We start from the raw sequence: 22,603 nt of genomic DNA, 5'->3' as shown, positions 1-22,603 counted from the left end.
CAAAAATTTATCATCACGCCTCCGCCGCCCGGCCTTTGAGGGCAATGATGCCCTTGGGCCGGAATTGAATGAAGAGGATGATGAACAGGATCATGTAGGTCTGTGCCGCCAGGGTGTTCGACGGATTCAGCCACTCGATGCCTTTCTGCAGGAAGCCGACCATCGTGGCACCCAGAAGCGTGCCCCAGATGTTGCCGACCCCGCCGACGACCACTGTCATGAAGCTTTGCACGATGTAATCGCTGCCCATCTCCGAGGTAACCTTGGCGTAAAGGCCAATCGCCACCCCGGCGATCCCCGCGATGCCCGAGCCGAAACCGAAGGTCAGCATGTTGATCTTGTCGGGATTGATCCCCATCGACGCCGCCATACGCGGGTTCTGTGTCACCGCGCGCACCTCGAGCCCAAGCCGGGTGCGGTTCATCACGAAGAGGAACAGCGCCAGGAACAGAAGGGCCAAGACGAAGATGGCGATCCGGATATAGCTGATCGACACGATGTCGTTGATCACCAACGATCCGTCGAGCCAGCCTGGCGCAGTCAGAGGCCGGGCCTGCGTGCCGAAGATGTTCTTGGCAATCTGCTGAAGCGCGATGGAGATGCCGAAGGTGGCAAGCAAGGTTTCCAATGGCCGATGATAGAGCCAGCGGATCACCAGCCGCTCCATCGTTACACCGGCCCCGAACGTGACCATGAAGGCAAGCGGGATCGCGACGAGGATCGACAGCGTGTAGTCAGGGATGAAGAGCTGCACGACATAGCCCGTGTACGCCCCCATCATGATGAACTCGCCATGCGCCATGTTGATGACACCCATCACGCCAAAAGTGATGGCAAGGCCGATGGCGGCAAGGAAATAGATCGACGCAAGTGACAGCGCATCAAGCGACAGGTCGACGGCCTGATTGAGCGCAACCTTGTTCTCGATGCTCGCGAGCGCCAGTTGCGCAGCGACGACCACTTCTGGCGGAGCGCCGATGAACCGTTCGAAGAAAACGTGATTGGCAACGCGCTCGTCCACCTCGGCCTCGGTCGCAACCGCTTCGACAACACCCTGCTCGGCAAGAGCCGCGTAGGCCATGTCACGCGCCGCTTCGGTGTCAAGCGTCGCGACCTGAACACCGGCAACCTGACCGCCGTCGATATTCGCGACCAGAGCCGCGCGCTTGTCCGCGCGGCTGATGCGCGGTTGCGCCAGATCGGCGCTGACCAGCAGCGCATAGGCGTCATCGCGCGAGAGCGCTTCCGATCCGGGCTGCAAGACGCGCCCGATGTCCGGGTCTTCGGGCAAGGCCTCGGCGGCTTCCACGCGCACCGCCAAAAGCGGGTTCAGCGCGGCGCGCACGTCGACGCCTAGATCACCGTCAAAATGCTGGATCGCTTCAATACGCTCCGCGTCGGTCTGGCCATAGCGGATGGTCAGAAGACGTTCGAGACGCATTTTGCGCTGTAACAGAGCCTCATCTTGCTCTGTCGGGATGCTGGCCCTCAGCGCCGCAAGATGGCTTTCCTCGGCCCCGCGTTCGATCGCATCCAGCGCAGTGGCGCGATTGGCCGGATCGGGATCGCTTAACTGGAACTGTACGAGGGCAGTTCCGATCATCCCGCGGATGCCGGAATTGGGTTTCAGCTGATCAAATCCGTCGTCCGGGACAACACCGATCTCCGACCCATCGGCGAAGTCGAATATCCGAAGTGTGTCACGGTCCACCTCTTCAGCGTAGACGAACAAGCCGCTGTCCTCATCGACCCACATTTCCTTGTTCTGCCAGCGCTCAAGCACCGTCTGTGCTTCCGGCAGACCGGAATTGGCCAGCGCATCGACGGCAGGGCCAATGGTGCGGCGCGAACTTTTGAGAAGGATTTCGCTATGCGTTTGAAGAAGTTGCTGGATCGGCGCGTCGGCCTGCTGCGCGGAGGCAGGTGTCATCCATGTCAGGCAAGCGACAAGAAAGGCAGCGATACGCAGCATCAGGGCAGATCCGATCTCTCGGTGCGTGCGGGCACACACCCTATATCAAGGGGAGGGGTTCGGTGCGTGGTTTCCCACGCACCGGTTGATCAATCAGTAGTTCGACTTGATCTGCACGCAGGTCGAGGTTTCGGTGTTGTACATACCGCAACCCAGTTCCTGCCAATCAGAGACCAATACGGCCGATTCCGGCAGGAAATCGGTCCAGGCATCGCCGGGCACCGGCTCGGTCTGGCTAATGATGTCAAACTGACCGTCTTCCTGGATCTCGCCGATCAGCACCGGCTTGGTCAGGTGATGGTTCGGCAGCATGACCGCAGTTCCGCCCGTCAGGTTCGGGAATTCCTGGCCGTACATTGCCTCGCGCACGGCATCGACATCGGTGGTGCCAGCTTCAGTCACCGCGTTCACCCACATGTTGAAGCCAATGTAATGGGCTTCCATCGGGTCATTGGTCACGCGGTCCTCACCCATACGGGCCTTCCATGCCGTGACCCATCCTTCGTTCGCTTCGGTGTCGGCGGACTGGAAGTAGTTCCACGCAGCGAGGTGGCCGACGAGGTTTGTGGTATCAAGGCCGGAGAGCTCTTCTTCACCCACTGAGAACGCGACAACCGGAATGTCGTCGGCCGAAATGCCCGCCGCCGCCAGTTCCTTGTAGAAACCGATATTCGCGTCACCGTTGATGGTCGAGATCACGCCCACTTTCTTGCCATCGGCACCAAGCGCCACGACGTCGGACACGATCTTGGACCAGTCCGAATGGCCAAACGGCGTGTAGTTCACGAAGATATCTTCTTCGGCGATGCCTTTGTCCTTGAGATAGCTTTCAAGGATGTTGTTCGTCGTCCGCGGGTAGACATAGTCCGTACCCAGAAGCGCGAATTTCTCAACGCCCAGTTCTTCGAGGAAGTAATCCGTCGCCGGGATCGCCTGCTGGTTCGGCGCGGCGCCGGTATAGAACACGTTCTTGGAGCTTTCTTCACCTTCGTACTGCACGGGATAGAACATCAGACCGTTCAGCTCTTCGAGAACCGGCAGGGCCGATTTGCGGCTGACCGATGTCCAGGACCCGAAAATCACGTCGACTTCCTGAACGGTCAGAAGCTCGCGTGCCTTCTCCGCGAAAAGCGGCCAGTCGGACGCGGGGTCCACGACAACCGCTTCGATCTCACACCCAAGCAGACCGCCAGCTTCGTTCTGCTGATCGATCAACATTTCCATCGTGTCTTTGAGCGTCGTCTCGGAGATGGCCATTGTGCCCGACAAAGAGTGCAGAACACCCACTTTGATCGGGCAGCTGGCGTCCTGCGCAAAGGCGGGCAGCGTAGAGAAAGCAAGCGCGGCTGCCGCCGTGGTGCTGAGGAATTTCATCGACATTATGCAAACGTCCTTCATACGTTTTGCGACGCGGCGCTTGCCAAGAGCAGATTTGGCCCCCAGATACCGCAGACGCAATTCTGTTGCGGAGTGCGGTGAGGCTTGGAATTGAACGGCCAGCCTCGTCGCACGCTATTAACTGACGGTCGTCATCAGTCGCTGATTTCTACGCAGGCGAATGTTCCCGCAGAAACAGACTCCGCCTTCGCAATGCGCGGTAACGGACTGGAACGCCTGTTTTTTGGACGCAAAGCGCGCGTTTGTCCGTTTTTTGGGCGATGTTGGTGGGGTGTGGCGGCTATTGAGACGTCTTCCAGGTGTCTTGAGTCACGGTCGCAACGGGCATCTCGGGTGAGTCTTGCGTCACGTTCCGACCCGGTGCATCCGGCGCAAAGACCAAATCTCCGCAGTTCTGGATCGCTTGAAGCGCTCTTTGTTTGGCCCATCGCGCAGAACGCTCATCGCGCCCGAAAGCGGCTTTGGTAAGAAGCGTTGCATGCGCCATCTTCGCATCGATCCGGCCGGACAGAACCTTCGATGCATTCGCAGACGTGGTGAGCGCTTGCAGAACATCAATAAGGTGCGCGCGTTGCGTCTCCATCATGTCGGTCGGACTGTCCTGGAAGAGCCATTGATGTTCGATCTGCGCCGACATGCGTCCCACGCATTGTGAGACATGGGTCACCAGATCGTCTTTTGCCGTGGCTGAAGATGTCCACATCCCCGCCAAGACCGCCCCCGTCATGAATGTTTTCATAACGCCCATATTTTGAGCGTGTCGCAACAATTTGCAGCGCGCAAGGCTGATTTACGGCAGTTTTTTGTTTTGACCGCGGTGAGTCATTCTTGCCTCAGGCGGCGCGCAACCGGACGAGAGGCCTATTCTCAGAAGAACATCAGTACAGCGCCGATTACGGCGGAGCCGAATGTGGCGTAGCCGCCGTCGATCAGGGTGAGTTTGAACGGTCGGCCTGCGAACCCGTAGTTCGTGGCAAGCCAAGGCGCGGCGAAACACAGACCGATGCCAAGACCAGATGTGAGGCCCTTCATCACGGTCGTGATTTCCAGCATGGCAAACGCGTATTGCATCGTGGCAGCCACGATTATCGCGGATGTTATGCTGATGATGTAGGGAACCGGGTTCTTCTGGTTGGCGGGCTTTCCGTCTGCGGTGACCTCGACCCCAGAGGCCACCATCCAGGGTTTTGCAAAGACCGAGTACCAGATCGCTCCGAAAATCCATCCAGCAACGCCTGCGACAAGGATTGGGAGAAGCGCCATGATCTTTCCTTCGCTACCATCTCCCGGTCAGCCTGACCTGCCCAGGCCTAGTCTGTCAAACCTGCCATGGCGCAAATGAGGCTCCATTCCTCTTCGGACACCGGTTGAACCGACAGCCGCGAGTTGTTCACGAGGACCATCTCTTCAAGCCGCGGCTCTGCCTTGATCTGGTCGAGGGTGACAGGCGTCTTCACGGGTTTGAGCGCCTTGATATCGACGCACTCCCACCGATCATCGTCGGTTGTGCTATCGGGATGCGCCTCGGCGATCACCTCCACCGTGCCGACGACAGCCTTTTCCTTTTGCGAATGGTAGAAAAAGCCTTGGTCACCAACCGACATTTCTCGCATGAAGTTGCGCGCCTGGTAATTGCGCACGCCGTCCCATTCTTCGCCCTCGTCACCCTTGGCAACCTGTTGATCCCAGGACCATGTCGACGGCTCCGATTTGAAAAGCCAGTATTTCATCGCTCGATCACGCGCTTCCAGGGGATCAGGTCAACGCCTTGAAACAGCCCCGCCTTGGCGTAGGGGTCATTGTCGGCCCAATCCTGTGCGGCTGCCATATCTTTGACATCGAGGATAATCAAAGAACCGATCATCTGATCCTGATCGTTCATAAGCGGACCCGCCTGTTCAACCACGCCGGTGGCATCCAGATAGGCCAGATGTGCCTCGCGGTTTGCTTTTCGGGTGTCCAGAGCGCCGTCCTTGTCGCGGGCAATGAGGGCAATCAGCATTCATTCTTCCTTCAATGGGCGTTGCATCAACTCTGCAATGGCTTCCGGGATTTGCGTGTCGCCGTCAATAAGGGCGGTCACGGTTTTGGTGATTGGCACATCAAGATTGGCGTCCCTCGCGATCTGTAGCATCGCCTTCGCCGTGGCGGCGCCTTCGACGGTGGTTTTGGGATCAAAGGCCTCCCGGCGTCCCAAAGACAGCCCAAACCGGTAGTTTCGAGACAATTCAGATGTGCATGTGAGCACCAGATCACCCAGCCCGGACAGACCTGACAGGGTCTCGGGCCGGGCTCCGAACACGGATCCGATCCGCTGCATTTCGGCAAACCCGCGTGTCAATGTGGCGGCGCGCGCGCTGTCACCAAGACCCGCGCCCATCACAGCGCCGCAGGCGATGGCCATGACGTTCTTCAGCGCACCGCCAAGCTCGGCGCCGATCGTGTCGGTGGTGCGATACAGACGAAGCGACGGCGTCGTGAGTGTCGATTGCAGAGAGGCCGAAGCGGTGTCATCGGCGCAGGCGAGGGTCAGCGCAGTGGGACGGCCAATGGCAATGTCAGCCGCGAAGCTTGGTCCTGTAAGAACCGCTGCCGTCTGATCGCGCCGCGTATCGGCAATGATACCGGTGGGACCCTTGCCCGAGGCCAGTTCGATCCCTTTGCAACAGGCGACGAGTGGTGTGTCCCCGGGGGAAAGCAGATCGACAACACCGCGCAGGTGTTGAAGCGGCACCGCGAGAAGCAGTGTGGTCGCGGCGGTCACTTCGTTCAGGTCCGACGTGACGCGGAGCCCGTCCGGGAAGGGGGCATCTGGCAAATAGACTCTATTACACCGCAACTCGGCCATTTCGTGCGCCTGCCGGTCAGACCGCGCCCAAAGCACGATATCTTTGCCGGTCTTGGACAGCGCGATGGCAAGGGCCGTTCCGAACGCTCCGGCCCCGACGACGCCGATCACGCTTTTGCCCCTTTGCGCCCGCTGCCGATCACGGCGGTTGCTGTTGTATCCAACGGCCACCGGGGCCGCGCAACCAAGGTCAGGTCATCTGCGCCACGCTCCGTGTATTGCTCGGCTCCGGCGAACGCGATCATGGCGGCGTTGTCGGTGCAAAGCGCCAGCGGAGGTGCCACAAACCGGACGTCCTGATCCGCGCAAAGCGTCTCTAACGCGGCGCGAAGTACGCCATTGGCGGCAACGCCCCCGGCCACCGCAAACCCGGAGATCCCCGGGCTCTCTGCCAACGCACGTCGGGATTTCTCGACCAGAACGTCCCGCACCGAGGCCTGAAACCCGGCGCACAGATCGTCGACGTCCTGATCGTAAAGACCGCCTTGATCGGCGACCAGTTGATCGCGCTGCCGCAAGAGGGCTGTCTTCAAACCAGAAAACGAGACATCACATCCGGGTCGATCCAACAGCGGCCTTGGGAAGGTAAAACGCGTCTCGTCACCGGATCGGGCGTGCTTTTCGACCGAGGGACCGCCGGGTTGAGGCAGGCCAAGAAGCCGGGCGGTCTTGTCGAACGCCTCGCCAGGGGCGTCGTCGATGGTGCTTCCGAGTTTTTTGAACTCTGTCGGCCCGTCGACCCGCAGGAACTGGCAATGCCCACCGGACACAAGCAGAATGAGGAACGGGTAGGCCAAGCCATCCGTCAACCGTGGCGTCAGCGCGTGCCCCGCTAGGTGGTTCACGCCAACCAGTGGCTTTCCCGTGGCCGCGCTCAGACCTTTTGCCAGCATTACACCGGATAACACGCCTCCGATCAGCCCCGGTCCGGCCGTCACCGCGATGATATCGATGTCAGCCAGCGACAGCCCGGACTGACCCAGCGCACCCTCGACACAGTGATCGAGCTTCTCCGCATGCGCCCGCGCCGCGATCTCTGGCACGACGCCTCCGAAGGCTTCGTGCAACGCGGTCTGGTCCGCGACGACGGAGGACAGGATCTCGCGCCCGCGCACAACCGCTGCAGCGGTGTCATCACAGCTGCTTTCCAGACCCAGTACGGTGAGTGTGTCTTTCATCGGGAGTCCCGTTGCGCCCATGGGGCCGAGCAGTTACCACCCTTAGGTGCTGCTCACAACAATGCGGACGGTATGGCCACGGGACGTCCTCTTCTTCTGTTGACGCGACCCATGTCGACCTCCCAAGCCTTTTGGGAGGCGCTTCCTGAGTCAGCGCGCCGATCTGTTGATTTTTTGATCAATCCGCTGCTTTCGATCCATGTGACTGGACCTTTGCCGTCACTCGATGAGATCGCCGGCTTGATCTTCACCTCGGCCAACGCCTTAGATGCATACCGGGACTTGGGAGGCGCACCCGACAAGCTGGCGATTGTCGTGGGTGACGGAACCGCTTCGGTGGCGCAAGAGTTCGGATTTGATGTGGATGTGGCCGGCGGCACGGCCGACAAGCTTGTCAGCCACGTTCTCGAAAAAGGATACAAAGGACCGTTGATGCACTTAAGGGGGGAAGTTGCGATTGGCGATGTGGCTGAACGGTTGACCCGGGCCGGAGTGACCACCGGCGAAGCCGTCCTATATGAACAACGGCTCGAGCATTTCAGCGAGACCACCAAGGAAGCTTTGTCGCAAGACAGAGCGATCATCGCCCCGGTATTCTCTCCCCGGACTGCGCGTCAGCTTGGCGCCGAATCGGAAGGCATCGAGAACATGGTGTTCGCTGCGATCAGCAATGCTGTGGCAGAGGCGCTGCCTCCCGAGATGGCCGCGCGCACAAAAGTCGCGAAGACGCCAAACCGAAGTGGGATGGTGGAATTGGTGACGCAGATGATAACGGACGCCGTCGCGCTTGAGCGGCATACCTGACGTCTGTAAGGTAAAGTTGACAGTTGCGCCGTCAAGCGCAACAGATTCGAAGGAATAAGCGGTGGCGAAACGCAAAAGCACACAGAAATCTTCCTCAAAAGGCCAGGATACATCGACCGACACTCCCGAAGTCGCCGAGACGCCGGAGCAGTCCGATGCAACGCCCACCGATGTCGAGATTGCGAATGACGCCGTAGAGGCTGTCGACACCTACGCCCCTGCCGAAGACGCTTCCCTGGAGAAAAAAGAGACCGCGGACATTTCGGACGAGGCGATTGAAACGCCTGAACCGACAGACGCGGACGGCCCCGACGACAAGAACAGCGATGCCGCAAAAACGGACACGGCGACGTCCGAAACGGATGCTGACGCAGGGAAAGATGACGCAGATGACGCGGACGTCACAGATGCTTCTGAAGAGAAGGCTCTGACCGACGACGCTGAGAAGCCTGCCGAAACGGAATGGAACCCAGACGACCATATTTCGGAAGAAGATGCCGCGCGTCTTTTGGAAGAGGCAGAAACTGCAGAGCCGCACGACACCGAGCCGGTGTTCGAAGAAGAGCCAAAGCTCGCCTCTCCGCAGCCTGAGTTCATCAAGGAAACCGTGGTCGAGAAGAAGGGCGGGTTTGTTCCCATGCTTCTTGGCGGCGCGGTTGCCGCGGTGCTGGGTTATGGCGCCGCCGCCTACGTGTCGCAGGATGTCTGGCCGTTCAATGCAGCCGAAGACAACGGGTTTGAGGCCGAGATCCGCGACGCGCTGTCTGCGCAATCCGGCACGGTGTCAGACCTGTCCGACCGCCTGACCGCGCTTGAAGGAGCAGAGCCGCCGACAGTTGACCTCAGCCCGGTCGAAAATGGGCTGAGCGCCGTGCAAGGCACAGTTTCCGATCTGTCCGGTCAGCTCGACAACATCGTGGCCCGCATCGACGCGCTTGAGCGGCAGCCTTTGGAACAGGCGGTGTCGCCGGAAGCAATCGAAGCCTACGAACGCGCCCTGGCAGAACTTCAGGCCGAGGTCGAAGCGCAGCGTGCCGAAGTCGCTCAGATGGCGCAGGAAGCGATCCAAGCCGAAGGGAATGCAGAAGAGCAAGCGCAACTGGCCGCGTCACGTGCCGCCCTGGCAGATATCACGACAGCTCTCGACACCGGCTCTGCCTACGCGGACGCGGTTGCGGTCCTGTCCGCCAACGGCGTCGACGTGCCCGACGCACTTGGCGCAAATGCAGACAATGGCATCGCAACGCTGGGCGCTTTGATCGACGGTTTCCCAAACGCTGCCCGTGCTGCCTTGTCGGCTGCTCGCAGCTCAGAGACAGACAACGCCGAAGGCACCAACCGCCTTGCCACCTTCTTTGCCAATCAGTTGGGGGCCCGGTCGGTCGCGCCGCGCGAAGGGGATGATCCCGACGCAATCCTGTCCCGAACCGAGGCGGCCTTGCGATCCGGCGATCTCGCGACCGCGCTGTCCGAAGTTTCGGCGTTGCCGGAAACAGCGCAAGCCGCCCTGGCCGATTGGCAAGCCAGCGCACAAACACGCCTCGAGGCGAAAACGGCTGCGGACGCTCTCGTCCAGCAGCTTCTTCAGGAATAAGGGGGCGCCTCATGCTTTGGTCTCTTTTCAAGATCGTACTTTTTGTCGTCATCGTCGCCGCCCTGACCCTTGGGGCCGGTTTCCTGATGGAAAGCGAGGGCGGCATTCAGGTCACCGCAGGTGGCACCGAGTTCACGCTTGGCCCGCTTCAATCCGTGATTGCAGCGCTGGTCATGATCCTTGCCGTCTGGATCTTCCTCAAGCTCTTCTCGTTGCTGATCGCCACGCTGAAATTCATCAACGGCGATGAAACCGCGATTTCACGGTATTTCGACCGCAACCGCGAGAGAAAGGGGTTCCAGGCGCTCAGCGAAGGGCTCATGGCGCTGGCCTCGGGTGAAGGCCGTTTGGCGATGGCGAAGGCGTCCAAGGCGGAACGCTACTTGCACAAGCCCGAACTGACAGACCTGATCACGGCACAGGCCGCCGAAATGACCGGCGATCAGAAAAAGGCCGAAGAGGTCTACAAGCGTCTCGTCCAGAACGACACGACGCGTTTCGTCGGCGTGCGCGGATTGATGAAGCAGAAGCTGAACGCCGGTGACACGAACACCGCGCTGAAACTGGCGGAACGCGCATTTGCCATCAAACCCAAGCATGAAGAGGTGCAGGACACGCTGTTGCGGCTTCAGGCGCAGTCCGCCGACTGGGGCGGTGCACGCAAGACATTGAACGCCAAGCTGAAGCATGGCGCCCTGCCACGCGACGTGCACAAGCGACGGGATGCCGTGCTCGCGCTGTCAGAGGCCAAGGGCATCCTTGACGAAGGCAAGACGATCGAGGCGCAGGAAGCGGCGATTTCCGCCAACAAATCGTCACCCGACCTGATCCCCGCTGCCTCCATGGCCGCACGCAGCTATATCGCGCAGGGGCGGTCGAAATACGCCGTGCGGATCCTCAAAAAGGCATGGCAGGCGCAACCGCACCCTGACCTGGCCGCGGCCTTTGCCGAGATCGAACCGAACGAGACACCGCAGGAGCGCCTCAAGCGTTTCAAGCAGATCACGATGATCCGTCCGGACCACCGCGAAACCAAGCTTCTTCTGGCCGAACTGAACCTCGCGGCGGAAGACTTCCCCGAGGCGCGTCGCGCGCTGGGCGATCTGACCGAGAACGAGCCCGACACCCGCGTCTTGGCGATTGCCGCGGCCATCGAACGGGGCGAAGGCGCGTCTGACGCCGTGGTCCGCGGCTGGCTCGCACGCGCGCTGACAGCGCCCCGTGGCCCGCAATGGGTGTGCGACAATTGCAAGACCATCCACGCCGAGTGGACACCGGTCTGCAGCAACTGCCAGAGCTTCGACACGCTCAGCTGGACCACGCCGCCGCAAAGCGACACGGTCCTGCCCGCAGGTGCCGACATGCTGCCGCTGATCGTCGGCGCGATCGAGGACAAGTCGGACACGAAAGACACGGCGGAAGACGCCGAAATCATCGACCCTGACGTGACAGATGTCGAAACCGATCCAACAGTCGAGCCTGCCGCCACAGCCGCAGAAACCCCGGAAAGTCCGGAACCTGAAAAGGCCAAATAGGTCTTTTCAGGCGCCCGCCCTGATGCTAATGGCGGCGCACATTCGCGATGGTCTGCCATCTGCAACCACACCGAATGCGCCGCTGTAGCTCAGCTGGTAGAGCACGTCATTCGTAATGATGGGGTCGGGGGTTCGAGTCCCTTCAGCGGCACCAGTTATCCCAAAGCTTTCATGCCCAAACGGACCGCGCGGTTCGGGTTTTGGTTCAGGATGAACTCACCAAGCATCTTTGCTAACGATGTATGCCCCTTTTCCACGGCGCGGTTGAAGAGCTCGCGTTGGTAGCGGGGGAAATCGCGGCGTTTGCGGAGCATGCGGTAGAACTCCTCACTGGTCAGCGTGCCGTTCAGCGCGCCGAGGATGATGGGGCTGAGGATGCCCATCTGGTTCAGCGAACTGCCAAGCCTGTGTCCGAGTAACGGTGCCCGGAGGTGTTGGACGTTGGGATGGATGAAACGCGCCGCGTGCTGGGCGTCGAGGGGCTCGTACGGGTCGTAGAGGATCGATACGCGCCGGGCCGATTTGCTGACTTCGGCGGCGTCGCCATAGGGGCCGGTGAAATCGCGGTCCCAGACCACCTTGTAGCGCGTCTCCCACGGAACGACGGATTTATCGACCGTTGATTGCGGTGAGATCGCGACCACATCGCAGCCCGGTGCGGCCGGAGAAAACGCACAGGCGGCGTAGCCGCCCATTGACGCCCCGTAGAAGACGACGCGCTTGAACTGCTTGAAAAAACCGGACGCTTTCAGGTCGTCGAACTGGTCACAGACCCAGGGCTCGCGATACCAGGTCCAGCCGCCGGCAAGCACGCCGAGCATCGACCAGCCCTGATCCTCGATAAAGCTGTAGCCCCATGGCCTGCGATCTTCGCGTTTGGTCATGGCGATATCGAGGTTGTCGAAGGTCACCACAAGCGTGTCCGGGTCGCGCGGCATGAAGAGAAAGCTGTGCCCGTTCGGACCCGGCCTGTACCAGCCGTTTTCGCCAGCTAACCCCGCCGCGATCTGGTCCCAGGAGGCGTCATCCTCTTCAACCTCGGGTGGTTTCGGAAAGACGCAGATGCGGGTGACAGAGACCTCGTCTTCCTCCCGCGTCGCGATGGGGATGTTGGTGCCGAAGGGTTTGAGAAACGGGAACGCGCCAGAGCCTTTGCGCACATCCATGAAGATACGCGTGTCGGAATGCACGCAGCGCTTGAGGAAGGTTTCAAGGAATTGAGTGCGCCACCGATGGCCGAACCCTTGCAGATTGCAGAGTACATCGACGGCACGCAGGTCTGCCTCGGACCGGATGACCTTGATGCGGTCGGGATCGACCTCGTTTTCAGTGAGAAACGTGATGTAGGGGGCCAGCCACGGTTGGTCCTCGCCCTTGAACTTGGCGCGGCGGTTGGTGTTCACAAGATAGATGTCACAGTCGAACTTGTGGTGCAGTGCCAGCACAAAACTGCGGGCGGTGCCCGCGATATCGGCGACCGACGTGACCTCCTTCAGATCCAGATGATCGATCAACGCGCCGTCGAAGGTCGTGTATCCCCGCCCCTTGATCGGCGCGAGCGCGGGCATGATGTCATGCTCGCGCACCAGTTTTTTCAGATAGGATCCCTTGGGTGGAAGCCCGTCATGCAGATTGCCAAGCTGGCGTTTGTTCGAGGCCCAGAGGTGCAATGCGGTCGTGTCCTCTGTGATCAGGCCCTCGGCGATGGAGGCCTGTCGCATGAATTTCGTCCGGTCGCGGAAGGTGATCGGGTAGAACGCATTCAGGGGCTGCACCTTGTCCTGCAGACCCAGCTTATGGACGTAATAGGTCACCATCATCGGACCCCAGACGCCCCATGGCTGTTCCGAGATGTGCACAGGGCGGCCTTTGTCGGCCTTCTTCTGCATCTCGGCCTGCCGCTTTTTCGGAAGGAACGGTGCAATGGAGTACCGATCGTCGGTAAACTCCAGCATCTGCTTCAGCAGATTACTGTCGGCAGGCATGCCCAAAACGGCGTTGTTGACCCGCTGTTCGCCGGGCAGTTCAAAGCCGAAGACATAGTCGCCATCATAGTCCATTGGCCGGTGGCAATAGACGTCTGTGTCGATCCAGATCATGCCCGGATTCTGGTGGATCATGTGCAAACGGAACCAGTCGGCGAAGAGCGCGTAGCTGTTCTTTTGTTCGTATTTGATGAAATCGTCGGTATCGATGATCTCACGCCCGTCGCGGCGGATCACGCCTTCGGGGACATTGGGGATGTCCTCGTAGCTGAACAGCGTGATCTTCTGACCCTTGTCGACAAAAGACTTCAGGCACAGCTGCTCCATCCAGGAGAGCGGTCCCCCGATCCAGAGCGTTCCAACCTCGCGTGTGCGTGGCATTTGCTGATCCTCAATTCCGCGGCAATATCCTATGCCGCATTTCCTAACGTTGCACTGACAGGTGCGTTTTCGAGCGTGACGCGGAGGCGAACCGTATAGTGTCCGTCTTCGAAGCGTTCGGACAGTTTCGTTCGCGCGCCGCGATTTTTGAGGAATCGAACGCCGCCAGAACCGCGCCGCACATCCGTGAAGAGGCGCGTCCCCTTTCGTGCGCAGCGTTCAAGAAACAGTTCAAGGAACCGTATGCGCCACACGTCTCCGAACCCTTTCAGGTTGCAGAGCACGTCTACTGGAACAAGGTTGTCTTCGGTTCGCGCGACCTTGATGCGGTCTGACGCGACACCGTTCTCTGTCAGGAACGCAATATAATCTGCGATCCAGTCGGCCTCCGCGTTTTGAAGTCGCGCCCTTCGATCACAATTCACGAGATAGATATCGCACCCGAATTTCTGGTGCAGTCCGAGAACGAAACTGCGGGCTTCCCCGGTCAGGTCAGCAACAGATCGCACATCGTCCATATCGAGATCGTCGATCAGCGCGTTGGCGAACACCGCGCGTCCCCGTGCCTTGATCGGGGCCAGTGCTGGCATGATCTGGTGCTCCCGAACGATCTTTTCGAGGTAGGAACCTCTCGGTGGCAAGCCGTGATGTATCTCTCCGATTTGTTGCTTGTTGGTTGCCCACAAATGCAAGGCCGTCGTGTCCTCGGTGAGTTCACGTTCAGCCAGCGAAGCCGGGCGCAAGAAGCGCTGACGCCCCCTGTAGGTGATCGGATAAAAGGCCTGAAGCGGCAGGACCTCGTCCAACAGGTTCAGTTTGGGGACGTAGTAGGTCAGCATCAACGGGCCCCAGATACCCCACGGTTGTGCGGACACATGCACGGGCCGGTCTGCCTCTGCTCGCTGACGATACTTGTCCTGAAGATCTTCGGGTAGAAAAGGCGCGATCGAGAACCGGTCTTCGGTGAAATCAAGAAGCGTCCTGAGCAAGTCGCCGTGTTGCGGAAGACCGAGCACCGCATTGTTGATGGTGCGCCCATCGGGACGTTCAAACCCGAGAACGTAGTCGCTGTCATAATCCATTGGCCGGTGGCAATAGACGTCCGTGTCCACCCAGATCATGCCCGGGTTCTGGTGGATCATGTGGAGCCGGAACCAGTCGGCAAAGAGCGCGTAGCTGTTCTTCCGCTCATATTTGATGAAATCGTCGGTATCGATGATCTCACGCCCGTCGCGGCGGATCACGCCGTCGGGGACATTGGGGATGTCCTCGTAGCTGAACAGCGTGATCTTCTGACCCTTGTCGACAAAGGACTTCAGGCACAGCTGCTCCATCCAGGAGAACGGGCCCCCGATCCAGAGCGTTCCAACCTCGCGTGTGCGTGGCATCTGCAAGTCCTCAACTGCGCGCAGCTTCTTTGTGGTCTGCGTCGGTCCACCCGACCCTACGACGCGGAATTGGGTTTGGGTAGCCTGCGTGAAATCTGACTCAGTTTTTTAAGGATACCGTGGTGATCTGGTCATCTCGCTTGCCTGCCGGGAACCGGCTGCGCTACCTCTTGGGGAAAGCGACAGGCGCGGCCGAACAAAGAGCCGCCGACATGAGGCAACGATGAGCAAGGACACCTACACGGTCGTCTCAACCATGAAGAATGAAGCGCCCTACATCATTGACTGGGTGGCGCATTACAAGACGTTGGGCTTTGACCACATCCTCGTTTGTACCAACGATTGCACCGACACGACGGTCGATATCCTGTTGCGCCTGCAAGAGATGGGGCTGGTCACGCAACACGACACCATCGTGCGGCGCGCGGGCATTCACCGTTCGGCACTCCGGCAGGCGAGCCGGCGGTATGATATCGTGATGGAGGCGAAATGGGTGTTCGTCTGCGATGTCGACGAATACCTCAATGTCCATATGGGCGACGGATCGGTTCAGGCACTGGTCGAAGGCTCGGGTGAGGACGCGGATGTAATCTCGGTCCCGTGGCGGGTGTTCGGACCAAACGGGATCGAGGATTTCGCCGACAAACCCGTGACGCAGCAATTCCGCATGGGCGAGCTTGAATGGGACGCGAAGGATCGGCCCGAGACGGGGAAATGGGTCAAATCGATATACACCAATCAACACAAGTTCCAGCGGATGGGGCTACACGCGCCGGTGTCTTTGGAAGAGTATATCGCCGACACGCGGCGTGTTTTGCCGGGTGGGGCAGAATACATCATCAACGGAGAGCGTACCGAAAACCCACCGCTTTTCACGCATGCGCAAGTGAACCACTACGCGCTGCGGTCGATGGACAGTTTCCTCGTCAAGCGCGCGCGCGGCCGGGCCAATCATTCCCATCACGTTCTGGGCATGGAATACTGGGAGCGGTTCAATCTCAACGACGAGAAAGATACCTCTATCGACCGCTACAAGACCAAGGCTGGTAAACTGGCCAAAGAGCTCAAATCCGATCCGGTGCTGAAAGACCTGCACGATCGCGCCGTGGATTGGCATACGCGAAAAGCGAAGTCCTTGAAGATCGATCCTGACATGGATGAACTTGTGCAAGGGTTGAAAGCCGCCTTGTAACTGAAAGGATGTCTTCGCCATTGGCCAAGACGAGAGCGCCATATGACCGGTGAACACGGCAATCCACGGGTGATCGAACGCCGCATGGCAGGTTTCAGTCATGGGCCGGTCACCGTGCTTGATGCCGTGGAGACAACGCGCGGCGGACAGCGTTTGATGACACTGTTTCTTGCGGCGGGAAGTGATTATGCCTCTGTGTCTCTGGGAGCCGGGGCGACGCTTATTGACCAGATCAGCGTCGGTGGCGCGGTCAGCCTGACATTCGCACTTGCGCCGGGTGCGCCGGTCGAACTCACGGTTGCGGGAACCCCTGTTGCCTTGGTGCCCGCGCAGGCCGAACGCGATGTCTTCGAAGGGTTGAACACATTCGCTGCAGTGCGCAATGGCGAAGACGCGGACACCGTCGCTCTCTGGCTGAAGCACCATATCGAGACGCAAAACCTGCAGGCAGCGCTGATTGTCGATCGGTCAAAACCAGGGTCCGATCCGAATTTCGTGCAGGATTTGCGGGACCGCTTGGAGGGCTTCGGCCTCACATGCACCGTCCTTGTCCTGACCAGCGACCTGCCGCTCGGCAAAGCGGATGCGCCCGCCGAAGCGCACCCGTTCAGTGTGCCCGAAGCGCCCGGAAAAGACCGGATGACCATCCCGCCTGCGTCGCCTTGGGACGCGCCGCTTGGGGCGATGTCGCTTTACGAAATACTCCGGGCGCGCTTTCTGGGCGACGCGCGCGCGGTGGCGAACCTGGATGTGCATGATCTGGTTCCGAGTGACGTGCCAAACCTGTTCGACAGTGCCGTTGAAGCCGAAGGCGGGGTGATCGCCCTGATCGGGCGGCACTGTTACCCTTGGCGCGTCCGCAAGAACCAACCGACGCTTTTTGCCGACCACATCTGTGTCCAGTTCGATGCCAAGGGGGGTCGACAGCGCTGGTGTATCGCCCCAGCAAAAGCGCCCGAGGCGGCGATCTGGCGTCTGATCCGGATCGGCAATGCGCGTCCCGACCGGACGCGCACTCAGCTGTTCTACCGGCACATGGCGCTGCGTCACCCGACGCCGTCGATCTCGAAGATCGTGCCGAAAACCTCGCTCATCGAACACCCGCCGCTGCTTGAGATGTCCGAAGGTTATTGGAGCCACAAACCGGTCAGAATGCCTGAGTTAGAGCCTGATAAATTGCCAAAGGGCAAAGGCCGCCGCACTATCGTCACGACGATGAAGAATGAAGGGCCCTTCATCCTCGAATGGCTGGCCTATCACCGCGCCATCGGGTTTGACGACTTTCTTGTCTATACGAACGACTGCACGGACGGCACCGACACCGTGCTCCAGTTGTTGGAGCGGAAGGGCTATGTGCAGCACCGCGAGAACCCGTTCCGCGAAAGTGGGTTAAAGCCCCAACACGCGGCGCTGCAGGCTTCGGACGACGAGCCCGTCGTCAAGGACGCGAAATGGGTGACCTGCATCGACGTCGATGAGTTCGTGAACATCAAGGTGGGCGACGGCACTTTGGATGCGCTGTTCGCCGCTGTGCCGGACGCCAACATGATCGCGATGACCTGGCGCTTGTTCGGCAATGGCGATGTGCACGACTATCACGACCGGCCGATCACCGAACAGTTCCTGCGCTGCGCGCCTGAGTTCGCGCGTAAACCGCATCAGGCCTGGGGGTTCAAGACGCTCTTCCAGAACATTGGGTTGTTCAAGAAGATGGGGGTTCATCGACCAAAGGGTCTGAACCCGCAACTTTGGGAAGAGATCACCTGGGTCAACGGGTCCGGACAGCCGCTGCCGCGCGACATGTATCGCAACGGGTGGCGTTCGACGACGGACACCTACGGATACGATCTCGTGCAACTGAACCACTACGCCGTGCGCTCTGCCGAAAGCTTCCTCGTCAAACGCGACCGGGGCCGGGTGAACCACGTGGATCGCGATCAGGGTCTGGCCTACTGGTTCCGCATGAACAACAACGCCGAAGAAGACCTGTCGATTCAACCTCGGTTGGCGATGATGCGGGAAGAACTCTCGCGGCTCATGTCCGATCCTGAAATCGCAGCGGCGCATGCGCATTCCGTGGCATGTCACAGGGCCAAGATCACAGAGCTGAAAGCGACCGAGAATTACGCGAAGTTCTTCGCTGAATTGACAGGTCCACGGATGGAAGCGTTGTCACGGTTGCACACCCATTTCGGGTCCAACGTGTTCCTGTCGGGACCGGGGGTCATCCCTGACGATGTCTTGCTGCGCGGCCCGGATGAAGACTGGTTCTTCACGGTCGAACTGGAAGGTGAAACCGCCCATTAGATACATTGAAGGCCGCCCTGTTTTGGGCGGCCTTTTCATCGTCCGCGACGTCTCAGGTGGTGTGAGGCGTCGCGGGATTTGGTGTACGGGCGTTTGGGCCCGTGGGGTGGCTCACTTGACGAGAGCCTGTACGAAGGCGCGCTTTTCGCCTTCGCTGTCGCCGGAGTGGATGACGGACAGGATGGTGTTCACCTCGGCGTCGGTCAGGGTCGAGACGTCGACGCCCGGTGCGTAGGTGCCGATTTCGGCGGTCACCGATGCGGAGGCCGCAAAGGCGGTGAGGACGAGGGCGGAAGCTGTGATGAGCGTTTTCATTTTCTTAAGTCCTTTCGTGTCAGTGTGGGGTTACTGCAGAAGCGCCTGAACGGTGGCGCGCTTTTCGCTTTCGCTGTCACCGGAATGGATGACGGACAGAAGCGTGTTGACCTCTGCCTGGCTCAGCTGGCTGATGTCGGCATTCGGCGCGTAGCTCTGGATGGCGGTCGTATCGACGGAGGCGGATGCGGCACCGGCCAGGGCGGTCAGGGCGAGGGCGGTTGTAGCGATGAGGGTTTTCATGGGGTTGGTCCTTTCGGGATATGTGTGATTGGGGAGGGGGTTACTTGACGAGAGCCTGGACGAGGGCGCGCTTTTCGCCTTCGCTGTCGCCGGAATGGATGATCGACAGGATGGTGTTGACCTCTGCGTCGGTCAGGGTCGAGACGTCGACGCCCGGTGCGTAGGTGCCGATTTCGGACGTGTCGACGGCTGCGGTTGCGGCGAAGGCCGTGAGGGCGAGAGCGGTTGTTGCGATGAGGGTCTTCATGGGTTTGGTCCTTTCAGTTGTCTCTGTGCTGCGTCCTGTGACGCGGTGAAGTGTGTGTGTCGTGCCGAACTGTCTGTCCGACACCCTCCAAGCTAGGGGCGGGACCGGGGCCTTTGAACTCACAGCTCGTGCACAGTGGCTCTCGCAAATGTGGACTTGACGGGAGGGGGTCGCGATCAGGAGCTGCGCGGGGGTGCACAGCCATGGTGCGGGTCAGGAAATGCAGGGTGTTGCGGGGTGTGTCGGACGGTTGGAATTGACACCGCGGCGTGACGCGGCTCACGCGGCGTCAAGTGTCCTGCGACATATCAACAAAACGTGTTTGCCACTGCGGGTCGCTTCGTTTCACCCGCCGCACGCAGACGCGAGCCGCCGTGCCCGACGGCGTGAGAGATGTGACAGGGTTGAGAGGGGTGGAAACGTGTGGTCCCGCTTGCGGCAGAGGACCGTGGTTGCACTGTATTCGGCCGTCCGCCCCCAAAGCGGAGGCCCGGCTACGGCCCGACATTGTCGCTGGAACTGCTCAGCGGACATGATTGGCCAACGGACGATAATTGGTCGGACATGTCTGTCCGGCCTACGCGCATTGGGGATGTCATCCTCGCGCTCGCCCGAGGATGTGTTTGTTCCGAGCTCCTCGGGTCTGTTCCCAAGGATGACGTTTATGGAAAGAAGCGGCGCCGCCCTTTTGGGCCTGACGGTTCTCTCGACTCCGCGATTTAACGCGGGACCTGTACTCCGGGGTTACCGAAGCCTGTTCAGACCGGTCTCTCATGGTTCGCCTTCCGGCTGGTGAGAGAAGTGTCAGTTCTGGTGTTGCGGAAGGGGCAGAGCCCGCCCCGCGCAAAGCGCTTTGTGGGCGGGGGTATGCCGCCTTGGTCGTTAACGGCGCCAAAACGTACCGAACGGTGCGTGAGGCCTTAGAGGCCAAATGTAGCGGCACGCCCGGTCAGCCGGACGTGCCTTTCCGGTGTCACCCGATGATGGCGTTCAGCGTCGCAGAGGGGCGCATGACTGCCGCCGTCTTGGCCGGATCGGTGTGGTAGTAGCCACCCAGATCCGCCGGGCTGCCCTGAGCTGCGGCGAGCTCGGACACGACGGCCTCTTCATTCTCGGCAAGCTCCTTCGCAATCGGCGCGAAATGCGCGGCGAGATCCGCGTCGTCGGACTGCGCGGCCAGCGCCGCGGCCCAGTAGCGCGCGAACCAATAGTGGCTGTCGCGGTTGTCGGGCTCACCCACCTTGCGCGAAGGCGATCGGTTGTTGTCGAGGATGCCCTGCGTGGCGGCATCAACAGCCTGGCCCAGCACGCGGGCTTTCTCGTTGTTGCGGGCGTCCGCGAGGAACTGCAGGCTTTCGCCCAGCGCGCAGAATTCTCCCAGCGAGTCCCAGCGCAGGTGGTTTTCCTGTTGCAGCTGTTGCACGTGCTTCGGGGCCGACCCGCCCGCACCGGTTTCGAACAGACCACCGCCGTTCATCAGCTTCACGATGGACAGCATCTTGGCCGAGGTGGCGAGTTCGAGGATCGGGAAGAGGTCGGTCAGATAGTCACGCAGCACGTTGCCGGTGATCGCAATCGAATTCTTGCCAGACCGGATCGTTTCAAGCGATGCGCGGGTCGCCTCGCGCGGAGCCATGATCTTGAACTTGTCGGCCACGCCTTTGGCCTCGAGGATCGGCGTGACGTATTTGATCAATTCCGCATCATGCGCGCGGGTTTCGTCGAGCCAGAAGATCGCCTCGCAGCCTTCGGCCTTCTGACGGTCGATGGCGAGTTGGACCCAGTCCTCGATCGGGGCCTTGCGGGCGGACGCAGAGCGCCAGATGTCACCGGCTTCGACGGCGTGTTCGTGAAGGACTGTGCCGTCGCCCAGAACCATCTTCACCGTGCCGTCCTGCGGGATCTCGAACGTGGTCGGGTGCGAGCCGTATTCCTCGGCCTTCTGCGCCATCAGGCCGATGTTCTGAACGGTGCCTGCCGTCGCCGGGTCGAGCTTGCCCGTCTCTTTGAAGTAATTGATCGTCTCGTCATAGACTGGCGCGTAGGAGTTGTCGGGGATTACGCAGTTCGCGTCCGCTTCCTTGCCGTCAGGCCCCCAGCCTTTGCCTCCCGCGCGGATCAGCGCCGGCATTGAGGCGTCGATGATGACGTCCGACGGCACGTGCAGGTTGGTGATGCCGCGGTCGCTGTCGACCATGTACATCGGCGGGCGGTCGGCCATGACTTTTTCGATCTCGGCCTTGATTTCTGCATTGCCATCGACGCGGGCCAGTAGATCGCCGAGGCCCGAGTTCGGATTCACACCGAGCGCCGCCATTTCGTTACCGTACTTGTCGAAGACCGGCTTCAGGAACGCCTTGACCGCGTGGCCGAAAATGATCGGGTCCGAGACCTTCATCATCGTGGCTTTCATGTGCAGCGAGAACAGGGTGCCCTCGTCCTTGGTTTTGGCGATTTCCTCTTCAAGAAACGCATCAAGCGCCTTGGCCGACATGAAGGTTGCGTCGACGACTGTGCCTGCGGGATAGCTCAGGCCGTCTTTCAAGACTGTCTCCGAGCCGTCTTTTCCGACGAGCACGATCTTTGCGGTGCTCTCTTCCGCCAATGTCGCGGAGGTCTCGTTCGACCGGAAATCGCCGCCCGACATCGAGGCGACGCGCGTTTTACTGTCAGCGGACCAGTCCCCCATGCGGTGCGGGTTGTTCTGGGCATAGGCTTTCACCGCCTTTGCCGCGCGGCGGTCGGAGTTGCCTTCGCGCAGGACCGGATTCACGGCCGAACCCTTGATCGTGTCGTATTTGGCGCGGATGTGTTTTTCTTCTTCGGTCGATGGCGCTTCGGGATAGTCCGGGAGCGCGTAGCCCTGGCTTTGCAATTCCTTGATCGCCGCGACAAGCTGCGGGACGGACGCAGAGATGTTGGGAAGCTTGATGACGTTTGCTTCGGGTGTTTTCACCAACTGGCCGAGTTCGGCGAGGTCGTCGGACTGGCGCTGGTCTTCGGTCAGGAACTCCGGGAAGGTCGCGATGATGCGCCCGGCGAGTGAGATGTCCTTTGTGCCGACGCTGACGCCTGCGGCGCTGGCGAATTTCTGAATGATCGGCAGGAAGGAGGCCGATGCGAGTTCGGGCGCTTCGTCTACCTTGGTGTAAATGATGTCGGGAGTGTTGCTGTCAGCCATGAGTCTCGCCTTTCGAAGATTTGCCTCTGCCATAG

Annotated in this window: 19 protein-coding genes and 1 tRNA gene; 6 read left to right on the top strand and 14 right to left on the bottom strand. The window is 60.3% G+C overall.

Features of this window, described 5'->3' with window-relative positions; genetic code table 11:
• Positions 1–13 precede the first annotated feature (13 nt).
• The 8 genes from urtB to tsaD all read right to left on the bottom strand — a co-directional run bounded on the left by urtB (position 14) and on the right by tsaD (position 7,396).
• The gene (urtB, locus tag BUA42_RS11310) at positions 14–1,972 is read right to left on the bottom strand and encodes an urea ABC transporter permease subunit UrtB (RefSeq protein ID WP_072777902.1); all 1,959 of its coding nucleotides are present in this window, start codon (positions 1,970–1,972) and stop codon (positions 14–16) included.
• A gap of 93 nt (positions 1,973–2,065) precedes the next feature.
• Entirely contained in the window at positions 2,066–3,346 is a 1,281-nt protein-coding gene (gene urtA / locus BUA42_RS11305; protein WP_425435035.1) for an urea ABC transporter substrate-binding protein, read from the bottom strand.
• A gap of 304 nt (positions 3,347–3,650) precedes the next feature.
• Positions 3,651–4,109 carry a hypothetical protein gene (locus tag BUA42_RS11300; protein ID WP_143152678.1) on the bottom strand — a complete coding sequence of 153 codons (459 nt, stop codon included), beginning with the start codon at positions 4,107–4,109 and terminating at the stop codon, positions 3,651–3,653.
• A 128-nt stretch (positions 4,110–4,237) separates the two neighbouring features.
• On the bottom strand, positions 4,238–4,633 hold the full coding sequence (locus tag BUA42_RS11295) for a DUF1761 domain-containing protein (RefSeq protein WP_072777896.1): 396 nt from the start codon (positions 4,631–4,633) through the stop codon (positions 4,238–4,240).
• Positions 4,634–4,680: 47 nt separating this feature from the next.
• Positions 4,681–5,100, bottom strand: coding sequence for an EVE domain-containing protein (locus tag BUA42_RS11290; RefSeq protein WP_072777894.1), 420 nt, complete (start codon positions 5,098–5,100; stop codon positions 4,681–4,683).
• Entirely contained in the window at positions 5,097–5,372 is a 276-nt protein-coding gene (locus BUA42_RS11285) for a YciI family protein (RefSeq protein ID WP_072777892.1), read from the bottom strand. The genes BUA42_RS11290 and BUA42_RS11285 overlap by 4 nt, the downstream gene beginning before the upstream one ends.
• Entirely contained in the window at positions 5,373–6,329 is a 957-nt protein-coding gene (locus BUA42_RS11280) for an NAD(P)H-dependent glycerol-3-phosphate dehydrogenase (RefSeq protein WP_072777890.1), read from the bottom strand.
• Positions 6,326–7,396 (bottom strand): tRNA (adenosine(37)-N6)-threonylcarbamoyltransferase complex transferase subunit TsaD, encoded by a 1,071-nt coding sequence (tsaD, locus tag BUA42_RS11275; protein WP_072777889.1) that lies wholly within the window; start codon positions 7,394–7,396, stop codon positions 6,326–6,328. Before tsaD ends, BUA42_RS11280 begins: the two co-directional genes overlap by 4 nt.
• A 201-nt stretch (positions 7,397–7,597) precedes the next feature.
• On the opposite strand from tsaD, the gene BUA42_RS11270 reads away from it, so the two are divergent.
• The 4 genes from BUA42_RS11270 (at position 7,598) to BUA42_RS11255 (ending at position 11,483) form a co-directional block, all read left to right on the top strand.
• Positions 7,598–8,200, top strand: a complete 603-nt coding sequence (locus tag BUA42_RS11270; protein ID WP_218588632.1) for a uroporphyrinogen-III synthase — start codon at positions 7,598–7,600, stop codon at positions 8,198–8,200.
• A 61-nt stretch (positions 8,201–8,261) separates the two neighbouring features.
• The gene (locus BUA42_RS11265) at positions 8,262–9,794 is read left to right on the top strand and encodes a mitofilin family membrane protein (RefSeq protein ID WP_072777886.1); all 1,533 of its coding nucleotides are present in this window, start codon (positions 8,262–8,264) and stop codon (positions 9,792–9,794) included.
• Between the two features lie 11 nt (positions 9,795–9,805).
• Positions 9,806–11,329 carry a heme biosynthesis protein HemY gene (locus BUA42_RS11260; protein ID WP_072777885.1) on the top strand — a complete coding sequence of 508 codons (1,524 nt, stop codon included), beginning with the start codon at positions 9,806–9,808 and terminating at the stop codon, positions 11,327–11,329.
• Between the two features lie 78 nt (positions 11,330–11,407).
• Positions 11,408–11,483: transfer RNA gene (locus BUA42_RS11255), tRNA-Thr, on the top strand.
• Between the two features lies 1 nt (position 11,484).
• Here BUA42_RS11255 and BUA42_RS11250 read toward each other — a convergent pair.
• Both BUA42_RS11250 and BUA42_RS11245 read right to left on the bottom strand, forming a co-directional pair.
• Entirely contained in the window at positions 11,485–13,695 is a 2,211-nt protein-coding gene (locus tag BUA42_RS11250) for a hypothetical protein (protein ID WP_072777883.1), read from the bottom strand.
• A 29-nt stretch (positions 13,696–13,724) separates the two neighbouring features.
• The gene (locus BUA42_RS11245) at positions 13,725–15,083 is read right to left on the bottom strand and encodes a hypothetical protein (protein WP_072777882.1); all 1,359 of its coding nucleotides are present in this window, start codon (positions 15,081–15,083) and stop codon (positions 13,725–13,727) included.
• A 223-nt stretch (positions 15,084–15,306) separates the two neighbouring features.
• Here BUA42_RS11245 and BUA42_RS11240 point away from each other — a divergent pair, with 223 nt between their 5' ends.
• Both BUA42_RS11240 and BUA42_RS20835 read left to right on the top strand, forming a co-directional pair.
• Complete coding sequence (locus BUA42_RS11240) at positions 15,307–16,275, top strand: glycosyltransferase family 2 protein (protein ID WP_072777880.1); 969 nt, start codon at positions 15,307–15,309, stop codon at positions 16,273–16,275.
• Positions 16,276–16,317: 42 nt separating this feature from the next.
• Positions 16,318–18,582, top strand: a complete 2,265-nt coding sequence (locus BUA42_RS20835) for a glycosyltransferase family 2 protein (RefSeq protein WP_084066200.1) — start codon at positions 16,318–16,320, stop codon at positions 18,580–18,582.
• Positions 18,583–18,693: 111 nt separating this feature from the next.
• Here the strand turns inward: BUA42_RS20835 and BUA42_RS11230 are convergent, their stop codons facing one another.
• The 4 genes from BUA42_RS11230 to BUA42_RS11215 all read right to left on the bottom strand — a co-directional run bounded on the left by BUA42_RS11230 (position 18,694) and on the right by BUA42_RS11215 (position 22,568).
• Positions 18,694–18,897, bottom strand: coding sequence for a hypothetical protein (locus BUA42_RS11230; RefSeq protein WP_072777879.1), 204 nt, complete (start codon positions 18,895–18,897; stop codon positions 18,694–18,696).
• A 30-nt stretch (positions 18,898–18,927) separates the two neighbouring features.
• Entirely contained in the window at positions 18,928–19,140 is a 213-nt protein-coding gene (locus BUA42_RS11225; protein ID WP_072777878.1) for a hypothetical protein, read from the bottom strand.
• 40 nt (positions 19,141–19,180) lie between these two features.
• Positions 19,181–19,387, bottom strand: coding sequence for a hypothetical protein (locus BUA42_RS11220; protein ID WP_072777875.1), 207 nt, complete (start codon positions 19,385–19,387; stop codon positions 19,181–19,183).
• A gap of 973 nt (positions 19,388–20,360) precedes the next feature.
• On the bottom strand, positions 20,361–22,568 hold the full coding sequence (locus BUA42_RS11215; protein WP_072777874.1) for an NADP-dependent isocitrate dehydrogenase: 2,208 nt from the start codon (positions 22,566–22,568) through the stop codon (positions 20,361–20,363).
• Positions 22,569–22,603 lie beyond the last annotated feature (35 nt).

This window comes from Marivita hallyeonensis (genome assembly GCF_900129875.1).
Taxonomy (GTDB): domain Bacteria; phylum Pseudomonadota; class Alphaproteobacteria; order Rhodobacterales; family Rhodobacteraceae; genus Marivita; species Marivita hallyeonensis.
This window is presented reverse-complemented; position numbering and strand designations above follow the sequence as displayed.